This window comes from Candidatus Vallotiella sp. (ex Adelges kitamiensis), assembly GCF_020342435.1.
Classification (GTDB): Bacteria; Pseudomonadota; Gammaproteobacteria; order Burkholderiales; family Burkholderiaceae; genus Mycetohabitans.
On sequence record NZ_CP080504.1, the window covers coordinates 753,445 to 768,868 of the forward strand.

General features: G+C 43.3%; 9 protein-coding genes. All 9 read right to left on the minus strand.

Features of this window, described 5'->3' with window-relative positions:
• Positions 1-997: 997 nt before the first annotated feature.
• The 9 genes from rfaD to gyrA all read right to left on the minus strand — a co-directional run bounded on the left by rfaD (position 998) and on the right by gyrA (position 14,188).
• A complete protein-coding gene (gene rfaD, locus K0T93_RS02875) occupies positions 998-1,984 on the minus strand; it encodes an ADP-glyceromanno-heptose 6-epimerase (RefSeq protein WP_225721202.1) in 987 nt (328 codons plus the stop codon).
• A 58-nt stretch (positions 1,985-2,042) separates the two neighbouring features.
• On the minus strand, positions 2,043-2,966 hold the full coding sequence (gene rfaE1, locus K0T93_RS02880; protein WP_225721791.1) for a D-glycero-beta-D-manno-heptose-7-phosphate kinase: 924 nt from the start codon (positions 2,964-2,966) through the stop codon (positions 2,043-2,045).
• Between the two features lie 85 nt (positions 2,967-3,051).
• Positions 3,052-4,452 carry a UDP-glucose dehydrogenase family protein gene (locus tag K0T93_RS02885; protein ID WP_225721203.1) on the minus strand — a complete coding sequence of 467 codons (1,401 nt, stop codon included), beginning with the start codon at positions 4,450-4,452 and terminating at the stop codon, positions 3,052-3,054.
• Positions 4,453-4,525: 73 nt separating this feature from the next.
• On the minus strand, positions 4,526-5,701 hold the full coding sequence (gene lapB / locus K0T93_RS02890) for a lipopolysaccharide assembly protein LapB (protein ID WP_225721204.1): 1,176 nt from the start codon (positions 5,699-5,701) through the stop codon (positions 4,526-4,528).
• 530 nt (positions 5,702-6,231) lie between these two features.
• The gene (locus K0T93_RS02895) at positions 6,232-6,561 is read right to left on the minus strand and encodes an integration host factor subunit beta (RefSeq protein WP_225721205.1); all 330 of its coding nucleotides are present in this window, start codon (positions 6,559-6,561) and stop codon (positions 6,232-6,234) included.
• A gap of 6 nt (positions 6,562-6,567) precedes the next feature.
• The gene (rpsA, locus tag K0T93_RS02900; protein ID WP_225721206.1) at positions 6,568-8,283 is read right to left on the minus strand and encodes a 30S ribosomal protein S1; all 1,716 of its coding nucleotides are present in this window, start codon (positions 8,281-8,283) and stop codon (positions 6,568-6,570) included.
• A 212-nt stretch (positions 8,284-8,495) separates the two neighbouring features.
• Positions 8,496-9,200, minus strand: coding sequence for a (d)CMP kinase (gene cmk / locus K0T93_RS02905; RefSeq protein ID WP_225721207.1), 705 nt, complete (start codon positions 9,198-9,200; stop codon positions 8,496-8,498).
• 1,681 nt (positions 9,201-10,881) lie between these two features.
• Positions 10,882-11,481, minus strand: coding sequence for a DUF2059 domain-containing protein (locus K0T93_RS02910; RefSeq protein WP_225721208.1), 600 nt, complete (start codon positions 11,479-11,481; stop codon positions 10,882-10,884).
• Between the two features lie 100 nt (positions 11,482-11,581).
• A complete protein-coding gene (gene gyrA, locus K0T93_RS02915) occupies positions 11,582-14,188 on the minus strand; it encodes a DNA gyrase subunit A (RefSeq protein ID WP_225721209.1) in 2,607 nt (868 codons plus the stop codon).
• Positions 14,189-15,424: the final 1,236 nt, after the last annotated feature.

Genomic DNA, 15,424 nt, shown 5'->3' on the forward strand with positions numbered 1-15,424 from the left:
ATCTATTGTTAATAAGTATAAGTGCTGGTCTCTAAGTATTGAAAATACTAACTGCGTTTCGCGTTTATTTCGCGATACGCATCAGAACTTCGCAGGCTTGACTTAACATAAAACTCATCAATGCTTTCGATATTGATTTTATGTTATTCTCTACGGGCCTGATTAGCATATAGTCTCGAAGCAGTTTACACATTTTCCCTAAAATGTTGGGTTGATATGTATCTGTTAACTTAAAAATATCGAGTGTATGATACATGTATTTGCTACTTTATATTTTTCGAAACACCTGTAATCCTGTAGATTACAGAAATATAGTGTGTTAATTTCTTGGACTTAGTAAGTTTTAGAGTATTGTCAGGCGATCTAAATCTAGAAATTAGTCGAGCGCATACACCGCAGCACTTCCATACGTCTCTACAGACGACCCGCCTAATATTCTAGCATTGATCTAATCACTACTACTATTAGTAATAATAACTTCTAGAATATTCGGATTTCGCTGTAACAGCAGAGTTCTTTTCTAACTCTAAGCGGATTATTTTATAAGGGTTTAATTAAAAGTTGAATTACAGATTATTAATAATCTTCTCTATAAGAGAAGTCGAAATATCGTTTTTAATCAGAAGCTTACTCGTATATTGCTATAATGTAAGTTGTTTCTAGATCGTTTGCATGTATTGCCTGTAATGAGAGTACCGTATTGAAGCTACGCCTCAGTTTATCACTCTATGTCATATCAGATTGTACTTACCTGCGCAGATTATCTATACAGCGGACCCACTGATTCCCTAGTTGCCTATAATATAGTATCACTCACAAAGTCTACTATCCCTATGCAGGGTAATGCAGTAGTTGAACTACGTTAAACTAGCATGTCACTATACATGGTAGTGTTCGAACCTATAATACGCACCTACTATCTCTTTTTAACTTATATTTAAGTGACTAATTCTAATTAGAGGAGATCAGTTTATAAAAACTAGTATGCCGGCTGTAGTTATCTATTCAGCCAACGCACGTATCGTGCTACGCCTTTTTGCACACTCAAAAAAGGAGCTTTGTAGCCGGCTCTACGTAGCTTAGTAAGATTAGCCTGTGTAAAACACTGATACTTACCGTGCAGTGCAGTTGGAAATGTAATGTACTTTATTGTGCCGTTTTTGATTAGCTCAGAAAGTAGCAACGCTGGCTTTTTATCAAGTTCTCGCAGCGTATTTACGACAGTTACTGCAATATTATTAAACGTTTGCGCGCGACCTGTACCAAGATTAAAAATGCCTGACTTCTCAGGATGATCGAAGAAAAATAGATTTACTTTAACAACATCTTCAACAGATATAAAATCCCGTGTTTGCTCGCCGGCAGCATAGCCGTTATATTCTCCGAATAGTTTAACAGAATGTTGTGTGCGAAACTCATTGAAACTATTAAATGCCACCGATGTCATACGTTTCTTATGTCTCTCGCGAGGACCATAGACATTAAAATATCGCAAGCCAACAATCTGGCTTGTTGCATCGGGCAGGATATGTCTTACGATTTGATCAAATAGAAATTTCGAATAGCCGTAAATATTTAATGGGCTTTCTGAACTCCGCTCTTCGATAAAACCTGTTAAGCCACCATAAATCGCAGCGGATGATGCGTATAAAAAGCGTACACCCAGCATAATGCTGGCTTCTAATACTGTGCGGGCGTATGTGAAATTATTGTACATTATATAGCGTCCGTTTGTTTCCAATGTGTCAGAACAGGCGCCTTCATGGAATATCGCACGCACTTTTCCAAAGTCACGGCGGCGTAAGCGCTCGATAAATTCATGCTTATCGATATAGTCATCAATCTCGCAATCGATAAGGTTATGGAATTTTTCTGCGTGTGTCAGGTTATCGACAGCGATGATTCGACGTTCTCCGCGCTCGTTTAATGCTTTAACGATATTACTTCCGATAAAACCTGCAGCGCCGGTAACGATAATAGTCATAAACTCTCACCCACAAAACGTGTTTAGGTATGTATCGCAATCAAACATATTTTATCGGTTATTGGAAAAGCTCTTTGTAGCTTACGGTAGCGATGCCAAGTTTTCCAACCACAATACCAGCGGCTCGGTTCGCATAATGAACTGCCTCAGTAAGCGGAATACCAGCCCCGGTCATAGTCGCTAACGTCGCAATGACCGTATCGCCTGCGCCGGATACATCATACACTTCGCGCGCAAGGGCTGATTCATACAACACACCAGCGTCACTGAACAGTGTCATACCCTCCTCTGAGCGAGTTAGTAATAATGCAGAGAACTGTAATGAGGAGCGCAATGCCTCTACACGCGTATGCAGGTCTGCCTCAGATTTCCAGTAGCCAACAGCTTTAATTAATTCCCCCTGATTTGGCGTAATCAATGTCGCGCCACGGTAGCGATCCCAGTTATTTCCCTTAGGGTCGACTAGCACAGGTTTTCCAGCTGCGCGTGCAGTTTCGATCATCCGCCTCACGTATGTGAGGCTACCTTTCGCGTAGTCGGATAGTAATATGACATCATAGTCTGGAAGCAGTGTCTCGAACTGTAACAACCCAGCTAGCAATATTTCTTGCGCTGGCGTCTTCTCGAAATCGATACGTAGCAATTGTTGCCGGCGAGATAGTATGCGAAGTTTAATTGTCGTCAGCAACGATGGATCGCGTTCCAGATATGCGTGTACGTCGCTCTCTTTCAGAAGCTCAACGATGCGGTCACCCGGTTCATCATATCCTACTACGCATAGCAATCCCGCCTGAGCGCCGAGTGTAGATACATTGCACGCAACGTTAGCCGCGCCGCCTAGACGATCATCAGTGCTCTGCACATGGACAACGGGCACCGGTGCCTCTGGCGAGATTCGCGTTACATCGCCAAACCAATAGCGATCTAGCATCACATCGCCTATAACTAGCACACGAGAGGCAGAGACTTGTGGTGGTCGCATAGTGGGCGTCTGCTTCAACTCGAATGCTCTACCAACATCGGCAGCTTTACTCTCTATATGCGGCACTAAGCGCACAATCGACTTTTTAGACACGACGCGAATCGCTAGACGAAACATTAGTGAGCACAGAAGCGCGTCCAATCGCATAGTATTCAATACCAAACTCGGCCATCTCATTAGGTTCGTAGAGATTACGTCCGTCGAACACTAGCGGTACCTTTAATGCACGTTTGAGTGCACTAAAGTCCGGACTTTTAAAAGCTTTCCATTCAGTCATAATTGCGAGCGCATCCGCACCAGATACTGCCTCAGCTTGCGTAGAAACAAACGATAACCGTGCCTGTACTTGTAATTCATTTCGTAGATCTAATGCAAATACGCGTTGCGCCTCTTGCATCGCTACCGGGTCATAAGCACGCACCATTGCCCCTCGTCTAAGCAGTGCTATAATCAATCTACGGCTTGGTGCCTCGCGCATATCATCTGTATTTGGTTTGAACGCTAGCCCCCATACTGCGACCGTGCGCCCATTTAAATTGGGTCCCAGACGTGCTGTAATCTTGTTTACGAGCACGCTTTTTTGTGCTTCATTCACTGCTTCTACTGCTTCTAAAATTTTCAGTGGGCGTTTATACTCTTCTGCTGTACACATTAATGCTTGTATATCTTTTGGAAAGCATGAACCACCATAGCCTGCTCCTGCGTATAGAAAGCCATAACCAATACGGGGATCTGATCCAACCCCGCGGCGTACTGCTTCTATATCTACCCCAACCTGCTCCGCTAAGTTTGCTAACTCATTCATAAATGATATCCGCGTAGCCAGCATCGCATTGGCTGCATATTTAGTAAATTCTGCGGAGCGAATATTCATGTACATTGTGCGCTCATAATTCTGATTAAGCGGTTTATATAGCCGTCTCATCTGTTCACGAGCGTACTCACCAGCTTCATCATCTTCACTACCAATCACGATCCGGTCAGGATGCATAAAATCATCCACGGCTGCACCTTCCTTTAAAAACTCCGGATTCGAAACTACTGAAAAACTATGCTCGACCTCTCGTTGAGATAACTCTTTAGCTACTACTGCAGCTACCCGCTCAGCTGTGCCTACTGGTACTGTGGACTTATTTACAATCACTTTAAAGTCCTGCATATATCGCCCAATATTACGTGCTGATGTTAATACATAATGTAGATCTGCTGAGCCAGCTTCGTCTGCTGGTGTGTCCACTGCGATAAACTGTATATCTCCATGAGTTACGCTTGTCTCTATCTGTGTTGAGAACTGTAATCGCCCCGCTGCACGGTTTCGATCAATCAGGTCTTTCAGACCTGGCTCGTATATCGTCACCCCCCCAGTGTTTAAGATCTCAATCTTATGTGGATCTATATCTAGGCAGAACACATCATTACCCAACTCCGCTAGGCACGCGCCAGTGACAAGACCAACATAGCCAGTGCCGATGATAGTGGTTTTCATGTTAAGTTGGATAAAGTTTACGGTCCTTTTTGTCGGGGCCGAGAGCGGATTAGAAGCGGTAGATTACGCGCTGTCAGCGTATTACTGTGACCGGCTCAGGCTGCTGTGGTACATAAGTTTCCCATCCGCTGCAGCCGGGGCACTGCCAATAGAATAATCTTGCCCGGAAACCACAATTCCGGCATATATATCTTGGTAGGTTTTTCGCATGTTGGCAGATTAATGTACGCATTAGCACTAATTCGCCCCTACGAGGCTCTTCAGCAACTATAATATGCGTCTCAAGTAGTCTCTTCATGCTTATTAAGTTTGGTAACTTTAGCATTTGCATACGTGCTAGCGCATGTGCAGCATCTACGCCATGTAACTCAGCAATATGCTTATAAGCAACGTCAAGTAGATCGTTTGAGTAGTACGTTTTAACATAGTAGGCTAATAACGAAGCACCTTGCTGTGACTGACCTGTCGTTATATATGCTTGCATTAGTTTATGAGCGACTAGTGGCAAGCAGGCAGGATTCTTTTGCTCAACCTGCCGCCAATGACTAATAGCCTGCATCGGCTCGTTACAAGCCAACTCGATATCGCCGCTTAAAAGCGTTGCGCGCACATTCTTTGGGTTAGACTGCAGCGCCTGCTGTAATGCTTCACGTGCATCATCTATTCGCTTATGCCGTAATGCTTCTTGCGCAAGCTCGCAGTGAAATTGAGAAATTTCTTTTCCAAGGGATAATGCTCCTATTTCTTCGATCTTTTTTGCTGCTATGATTGCTTTATGCCATTCTTTTTCAATCTTGAAAATAGTTAGTAATGCCTGTAATGCTCTGAGTGCGTAGTCGCTACCATGCAACTGCCGAAAAATCTCTTCAGCCCGGTCAAGCAGCCCAGCTTTTAAGAAGTCCTGGCCAAGTTCATACAGCGCGTGATTTTGTTCATTCGCCCGCAAGTTTTCACGCGCAAGCAAGTTTTGGTGAACTCGGATTGCCCGCTCCATCTCGCCCCGTCGGCGAAATAAGTTTCCTAGAGCAAAGTAAAGTTCAGTTGTCTCTGGATCTAGTCTCGCTACTTCGATAAGTATATTGATTGCCTGATCCGTTTCCTCATTAAGCAAGAAATTCAATCCCTGTAGATAAGAGCGCGACCGGCGTGCGCTCTTAGACAAAAAGTGTTTCAAGTCATAGCGGGCAGCACTCCAGCCTAGCCCGAAGACTACCGAGATAATAAACAACCAGCAGAAATCAAAATCCATGAATGTGCTTTATTAAGCATACATATGCTAGAAGTCGATTAGATCGATTGTTGGCATCTAAGACTTATCTATTAATTATCGGCACTAACTATTCGTTTTTTAATCTAAGCTTAAACTATCGATTTCATAGCTCAACACCGTTAGTAGTATTGATATTTGCCTAAGCAAAAATGCCAAACATTAAGTATACGAGCCTAATCACGATCAGCAACGTATGCCATATGCAGCTAGCTAGGAAGTTTAGTGTTATATAATGACATAATGAGCCATATAATGCGCTTCATCAATAAGCTTAATAGCAGCGGTAACTAGATAGTAAATCGCTATAAATTGATATCAATGACTTAAACTCATATTTTATCTGGATAAGCTGCAGGCGAGAGAAGAACGCACTTACGCATTGATGCGCTTGAAGCGGCATATATTTTGTTATACACAGTTACGTAGGTTATTAGTATATTAATTTCAGAAAAAGTGAAGAATAATATTTCTACAGCACTAAATAGTAGGCTTTGTCTAGATTATTGCTTTTATACATTACCCGATAAATCGCCTATATTAGACTTTGTCAGTTGGTTCACTTTGCTATTAACCCGCTCGCGTAATTCTTTACCCGGCTTAAAATGAGGCACCCATTTTTCTAAGACCCGGACACTTTGACCAGACTTTGGATTGCGTCCGATCCGGGCTGGACGACAATTTAGCACAAAACTACCAAAGCCGCGTATCTCGATACGATGATTAGTAGCAAGCGCGTCAGACATCGTATCCAGCATTGTCTTAACTGCCAGATCTGTATCTTTTAAGACAAGCTTTGGAAATCGCAGCGCTAGTTGAGCGACCAACTCGGATTTGGTCATACTGCTTTACTGATTTTGTTGCCCGTCCAGCTTTGCTTTGAGCAACGCGCCAAAGTTGGTCGTGCCGCTAGTCGCCACGCTGTTGTCAGCTTGCGAGCCACGTATCACCTGCTGTTGTTCTGCAGAATCTTTGACCTTAATCGATAGTTGAATACTGCGTGACTTGCGGTCAACATTAATAATTATTGCATTGACTTTTTCGCCCTCTCTTAGAATATTGCGCGCATCCTCCACGCGGTCTTGCATAATTTCTGATGCCCGCAGATAGCCCTCTACTTCAGTGCTTAACTGAATTACAACCCCTTTTGCATCAACAGCTTTGACAGTACCGTTAACAACAGAGCCTTTATCATTTAAGGCTATAAAATTACTAAATGGATCGCCCTCCAACTGCTTGATACCTAGCGAAATACGTTCTTTCTCGACGTCGATACCAAGTACTGTGGACTCAACTTCGTCCCCCTTTTTATATTTTCGGACCGCCTCTTCACCAGATTCATTCCATGATAAGTCTGATAAATGCACAAGACCATCAATCCCGCCTGGTAAGCCAACAAACACGCCGAAATCGGTAATAGATCTAATTGCGCCGGTAATCTTATCACCTTTCTTAAAATTGCGACTGAAGTCATCCCAGGGGTTCGGCTTACACTGCTTCATACCAAGGCTGATACGTCTGCGAGCTTCGTCAATTTCAAGTACCATAACTTCAACTTCGTCACCAAGCTGTACTACTTTATTCGGCGCGACGTTTTTGTTAGTCCAATCCATCTCTGACACGTGCACGAGACCCTCGATGCCAGATTCAACCTCAACAAATGCACCATAGTCAGTAATATTCGTAACCTTACCAAATAGCCGTGTGCCTGACGGATAGCGCCGGGAAATGCCTTCCCACGGATCATCACCAAGCTGCTTTATACCAAGCGACACTCGATTCTTCTCCTGGTCAAACTTTAAGATTTTTGCAGTCACTTCTTGGCCTACAGACAGTACTTCGCTCGGGTGACGCACTCGCCGCCACGCAATGTCGGTAATATGTAACAAGCCATCAATACCGCCAAGATCGACGAATGCACCATAGTCAGTGATATTTTTTACGACACCATTGAGGACAGCGCCCTCCATTAGCGTCTCGAGGAGCTTTGCACGCTCTTCGCCCTGCGTAGCTTCAATCACTGCGCGGCGCGACAGCACAACATTATTGCGTTTACGATCTAACTTGATTACGCGAAACTCGAGCGTCTTACCTTCGTACGGCGTTGTATCCTTGACCGGGCGAGTATCAACTAAAGATCCGGGTAAAAAGGCGCGAATGCTGTTAACCATCACAGTCATGCCACCTTTGACTTTACTTGTGATTGTACCAATTACAAGTTCATTATTATCTAGTGCTTTTTCAAGTGCAAGCCACGAAGCAAGACGCTTAGCCTTATCGCGTGATAGGACCGTATCGCCATAACCGTTCTCAAGAGCATCGATCGCGACCGACACAAAATCACCTTCTCGTACCTCAACCTCACCCTGATCGTTTAGAAACTCTTCAATCGGAATGTAAGCTTCAGACTTTAAACCAGCGTTAACAACCACAAAATTATGGTCAACACGCACAACTTCGGCGGAAATGACTTCGCCTGTACGCATGTCTTGGCGGGTTAGCGACTCCTCGAAGAGAGCCGCAAAAGATTCGATATTCGGATTAGAAGTTTGCAGGTCAGACATAAAATCGAATAGCGCATATAGTCAGACTCGGCTTTATAAGCGCCGGCGGCTACATGCGAAGTTAAGGTTGAAAACACGTCCCACGTTATCGAGGAACACTTACATACAATACTATTTTACTATGGTCATATCAGGCGCCGCAAAGCTGTTAAGGCATTATTTCCTGCGCTACATACAACATCTCGCTCGAGAGCGGAGCTTTTTGTCTATATTCACTTCTTCTCGATACTGGCATACGGCTTGATCTGCTGATACCAGACCACTACATGATTAACTGCTTCGCTAATCGACATCGTCGATGTATCAAGCAGGCGGGCGTCTAGTGCTGGTTTTAACGGGGCGCTAGCGCGATTCGCATCTCTGACGTCACGCTCAAGTAAGTCGTACAAAATTTTCTCTATTTTAGCAGGAAACCCTTTATGTATCAATTGCTTATAACGTCTCTGCGCACGGTTCTGAACACTTGCTGTCAAAAATACTTTTAATACTGCATCAGTAAAAATTACTGTACCCATATCGCGCCCATCCGCAACTAAGCCAGGCGGCTTTCGGAACGCATGCTGTCGGGCTAGAAGCGCGACGCGCACTGGCGCATGAACTGCAATCGACGAAGCTAGTTTGCTAATAGCTTCATGCCGCATTTCAGTCGAGACATCTACCCCATCTAATTGCACGCAGCTTTTTCTAAAGGAGATATGGATGCTATCAATCAACCATACAAGCGCAGTAACGTCGTCTTTATCCACGTGGTAACGTTGTGCTGCTAGACCCGCTAGACGGTACAAAGCGCCACTATCTAGGAAATGAAAGCCAAGATGCGCTGCCACGAGTTGTGCAACTGTGCCTTTACCTGATGCTGTGGGTCCGTCAATTGTAATAACTGGAACGCATCTGTGAAATAAATGATTAAACTCCATTACTCTATTCAGAGGGTGAATACTTCAAACGGCTCGCAGCTGGCTACATAGCTTCGTACTAAAAATACAAAATTTTGAAAAATTTATCGAAATAATATGAAAATGTCTCACTCCCATAATTCATTTGAATTCTTAAGAGCTCCCGCGGAGATTCTGGATAAGGTATTTTCAGTGAGAGCTTTTCTATTTCGGAAACAATGAAATTGTTCTTGATGCTCATAACTGATTACGCAGAAGTTAATGGGCGCCTAGCAGTTTTAGAAATGAAAAATAATACCGCTCGCTTTTATTAAAAAAAGATTTTTAGCGTCCTGTCACATTGTAACGCAATTATGCTGCAGTGTATTGCAGAATAATACCCAGCTGTTCGAATAGCTGTTCCGTATAATGGAATATTATCCGAATTGAATACATCTTCAATCATCTTAATCTCATCAAGCACATAGTCAGGTAGGCATCGATGTAATCTAGCGCATATTATAGTTATCCGCGGGAGATTTTATGTGCATCTCTGCTATACCTCAATCTGCAATGTAGTAGTTGTATAAGCCTCTCTATCATGTAATTAGCGCTCATAAAACATTTTATGAAACACAAACGACTACGTATGTAACAAAATAGCTAAAGTGAAAGGGAATTCTATCAAACTATTTTTATAGTTATTGCGTATAGTTAGCTACTAACATCTTTGGGATCGTGGCTAACTCAATTCCCCAATTATATTGGGTTACTAATTAGTAGACATAACATTATTTCCTGTCCTACACATAAATTCTTGAGTAATACCTGACCGATACTAGCTAATGACACTAGTATCAATATACTGTTTGAAACCCTTTTAGGGAATTTAAAATATCAGGGAATTTTATAATAGACGTTTTTTATTTCAATATTATATTAGACTTAAATACCAATGTTACATAGACGACCTAAGGCACACGAGAGACACATCCATTAAGATTCACAACTAGAGATCGAAGCGAAGGCTAGTCTAAAAACTATGGAAACTTTATGCCAGTAATGCTTATTTGAGTAGCCTAATTCACAGGGAATAGCAATAGGTATTTGTGCGATAAGTCCATAAATACAAGAATATTCTTAATAGACGACGTGCTAACTAGCTCAAAGTTTATCGTCAACGATGATCATTGTGCGAACCGAGCTGTTATAAAACTGACACACTTTTACGCTTGTAGAGCAATACTAAGGAGCTATACTAGCGCTAACCAATGCGTTACCAGTTAGCTCAACACTACCGAGCCAGTTTATTAAAAGAGAAAAAGCTCCCTTGCGAGAACGTAATAAATTGCTTGCAAGATTAAGTAAACAATAACACCTTTATTCTGGACATTGAAAGACACTGCGTATAGCTTAAGCGCGGTTGCACTAAGTTTAATTATTTACAGGAGTAGTATGCAGTATCTAGCAGATAAAATGACACTTTTCGAAATTAATGATGACTATTATGCAATTTATTTTTAATCTTACTCATGTTATTAAATCTAATTATTAGGTTGTTAAGTATGTTGTCAGGTAGTATTTCGCGTGCGGAGGGAGTGTCCAAAAATTAAACTTTCTCATTCAAAAAATATGATAGGTATATTTAGGCATCGAACAGGCCATGATCGCATCGCTATCGCAGTACCACTAAAAATGATATGCTGTGCATACACAGCGCATATTACTTCATCTTAAGCGAAGCTACTTCTTTATCAGCCTGATTACGCGTCTCTTTGATCGATGTAGGCATGCACTTCTGCATCAGATTGCCAACTATATCACGACTAATCTGATCCTGTACCTCAATAAACTTATGGCCAGCTGGACTCTTATAAAACTTTAGTAGATCTTTTATTTCTGACACTGAATAGTACTTTGCATATGCATCATACTGCGCTTGCATCGCTGCTTGTCGGAATTGTTCACTTTTGAATACAGTGCCAGCAGATTCTAAGAGTTTTGGTATAGCGCTCTTTTGCAGAGTGGGCACAGCAGCTTGCTTTTGTTTATCGTTCAGCAACTTGCTTTCAGTTAATGCATTGGATAGAATCGCTGGCACTAGTTGCTTAGCCTGCATTTGTGCTCCATTAGCAATGGCACTAATTATTTTAGGAGCATCGATCGCGTCGAGCAGATCTTGAATAGCAGCCTGTTTGACTAGATCAACTGGTGCTATAGCGGATGTAGAAGTTGCACTGTTTTGGGAAGGCAATGCCTGTGCTATCGCTAGCGTCGGCACGATAGTAGCTACTAGTATCCATTGCTTAAATTGTCTTTTCATTACGATTCCCATTAAAAAATTGTTCCGTCAACTTAACGCCGACTTAGTAGTTAAACTTGGGCAACACGCATCTATTATCCAGCAGTCATTAGTAGTTCCATTAAGTATCTGAGCCTGACTCTACCTCAGGGATGGACCCGATGCTATCTTCTATATCAGTCTCAGCAATTTGCTGCAAGCCTGATAGCTTAGTACCTTTGTCTAGAGCAATTAGTGTAACACCTTGCGTTGCTCGGCTCATCTCGCGAATTTCGGTAACGCGAGTACGAATGAGAACACCAGCAGTTGTAATTAGCATAATCTCGCTATCTGGTTCGACTAACGTCGCGGCGACTACTCTGCCATTGCGCTCTGAAGTCTGAATCGCAATCATACCCTTTGTACCACGTCCATGCCGAGTGTATTCAGCAATCGGTGTACGCTTGCCATAGCCGTTCTCGGTCGCGGTTAGAACCGATTGCGACTCACTTCCGGCCACTAGTAATGCGATAACCTGCTGACCATTCTCTAGCTGCATGCCACGCACGCCGCGTGCTTCTCGCCCCATCGGGCGAACATCGTTCTCTTCGAACCGCACTGCCTTACCAGCGTCCGAAAACAGCATCACGTCATGATGCCCATTAGTAATCTTCGCACCCACTAGAAAATCTTTATCATCAAGCCCTACTGCGATGATACCTTTCTTGAGCGGTCTGGAAAATGCTTCAAGCGGTGTCTTCTTTACCGTTCCAAGGGAGGTAGCAAGAAATACGAACTTATCGTCTGAAAATTCTTTAACTGGTAGCACCACGTTGATTTTCTCTCTTTCTCGCAGCGGGAACATATTTATAATGGGCCGTCCCCTTGAGTTTCGAGAGCCTTGCGGTACCTCATAGACCTTTATCCAATACACACGTCCGCGATTTGAGAAGCATAAGATATGGTCGTGCGTATTTGCGATAAATAACGTTTCGACCCAATCATCGTCCTTTATTAGGATAGCCTGCTTACCGCGGCCACCTCGCTTTTGCGCATAGTACTCGGACAGCGGCTGTGATTTAATGTAGCCGGCGTGTGACATCGTAACAACCATATCCTGCGGCGTGATCAGGTCCTCAGTGCCAAGCTCGATAGCGTTTAACTCAATCTGAGAGCGCCTTGAGTTTCCAAATTCTGCTTTAATCGAAACTAGCTCGTCAGTAATAATCGTTCGGATTCGTTCGGGCTTAGCTAGAATATTTAAGAAATCTGTAATCTGTGCCGTCACCGCTCGATATTCGGTAGTAATCCGATTTTTTTCTAGACCGGTTAACTTTTGTAGGCGCATCTGTAAAGTTTCCTGCGCTTGCGTGTCCGAGAGCTTATAGAGTCCTTTAGATTGCATACCAAAAGCAGGTGCTAACCCATCAGGGCGGAACGCCTTATGCCCGCCCTGATTTTCGCTGTGTGTATGCGATAGCATATCGCGTACTAGTCCCGAGTTCCATCCTCGTGTCATTAAATTCTGCTTTGCGATTGGTGGCGTCTGGGCTGCCTGGATGATCTCAATAAACTTATCGATGTTTGAGAGCGCGACTGCAAGGCCCTCTAGAACATGGCATCGTTCTCGCGCGCGCCGTAACTCATAAAATGTACGGCGTGTAACGACCTCACGCCGGTGCGATAAGAAGCACTCTAGCAACTCGCGTAAGTTTAATAGCTTTGGTTGCCCGTCAACCAGCGAAACCATATTCATGCCAAACGTATCCTGCAGCTGCGTGTTTTTATACAAATTATTAAGCACAACTTCTGGAACTTCAGCTCGCTTAAGCTCAATTACTACGCGCATACCACTCTTATCAGACTCATCACGGATATCGGATATGCCCTCTATCTTCTTCTCATTGACCAGCTCAGCGATGCGCTCAAGTAGGGAACGTTTATTTACCTGGTACGGCAATTCATCAACGATGATTGCCGTGCGCTGTGTATGGTCGATATCCTCAAAATGAACCCTGGCGCGCATCACAATGCGTCCTCGGCCAGTGCGATAGCCGTCACGCACACCCTGCACGCCGTATATAATTCCTGCCGTCGGGAAATCTGGTGCGGGAAGGAGTTCAATTAACTCATCGATTGACGCTTGTGGATGGTTTAGAAGATGCTGACACGCGTTGACAACTTCATCCAAATTATGTGGAGGAATATTTGTTGCCATGCCGACTGCAATACCCGATGAGCCATTGATCAACAGATTCGGGATTCTCGCTGGCAGTACCCGTGGTTGGGTCTCACTACCATCGTAGTTTAATTCAAAATCAACGGTTTCCTTATCAATATCAGTTAGTAATTCATGGCCAATTTTCGAGAGCCGGATCTCAGTGTAGCGCATCGCCGCTGCATTATCGCCATCAACTGAACCAAAGTTGCCCTGCCCGTCTACTAACATATAGCGAAGCGAGAAATCCTGCGCCATGCGCACGATTGTCTCGTAGACTGCACTATCGCCGTGTGGATGGTATTTACCAATTACGTCTCCAACAATGCGTGCGGACTTCTTGTATGCTCTATTCCAGGTGTTGCCGAGCTCATGCATCGCATAGAGTACACGGCGATGCACTGGTTTAAGTCCATCTCGAGCGTCGGGCAACGCACGACCCACTATTACGCTCATTGCGTAGTCAAGGTAGGATCGGCGCATTTCCTCTTCAAGGGAGATAGGTAGAGTCTCTTTGGCGAATTGATCCATTTATTAACGTCTTTGATACACTCTAGTAGTCCAGGGCTGATCTTCAGGCATGGTGTATACGGCATACATCATACCTAGCAATAGTGGATGATTTACATCACCCCATTTTAGCACGCCCCTAGATATAGCACTGGGAGCATCTGTTGCCATAACTCATGCAAGCCTGACAACGGTGTTACAAACTCCCATATTAATTCCGTAAGTATGAGCTAGAAAATTCTCAATGGTAACTATTGATATCTAATTTCAATAGTCTGACCGAGATTTAGCAAAGAGTAAAATTTATTATTAGTAATCATGATAGAGCAACAAAGTTTTGTAGTAAATCTAGTCATGCCATCGTGCTAAACGCCACATAATCTCTAACTTGTCTTTATTAAAGGATGCATAGTAAGACTGCGGCGGTTTTAATTTAAAGAGAAAAATATGAATAAGCTTTAAAAAAGCTAGCGTTCATTGAATCTACTTCGGTTATATCTGTGCTGATATCAGTACACTCGTTTCTTGCTTCGCAATAAGTTACTACGACAAACGGGCAAATATCACTGAAGAATTCATATGGATAGACGGCCCAGGCGATCTTTGCCAGTATGATGCTTTTTTTGGACTCCTGCCACCGTAGTATATGAAGTTAACGGCCTGTTTAGTGGATTAAACACACGCGCCGCTGTAATCACCACCTGTCGGTGGTCGTAGCGACTCCGATCATAAGAAGTCAGAAAGTCATCTATAAGACAAATATACCATTTGTCCTCAATAAGACTGTGCTATCTTCCTGGATAAGAAAAGATTGACAATTTAGCCATAAAGACTTGGGGTTCAAACCCTTTTAGCCATAAAGACTTGGGGTTCAAACCCTTAAAAGATTGTAGCTAAAGGCTGTATAGTAAATCTATCTTAGATAAGTACGGTAATCATCTAGCACTGCACCAGGCACAAGCCGTAAAAATGTACCTAATTAGCAAGGGTATCCTTAACAACTACACTTGTACAGATTATAGGAATAGCTGTAATCCCTTAACAATAATCTGCCACCATAAAGATGGTAAGGTGTTGATCCTGTGTCTAATATCCAGCCTCCGTGTAGAAGTGCAAGTTATTGCAACTACAATCTATCCTGGGGATGGATTATCTCGCCTACAGTCGAGATAACTAAGCGAGATGGGTACAGCTTTCAAGCTATAATAAGTAGCTGCCGTATATCGCGTTTTACGTCAGTCGAGGAAAAGCCCTATG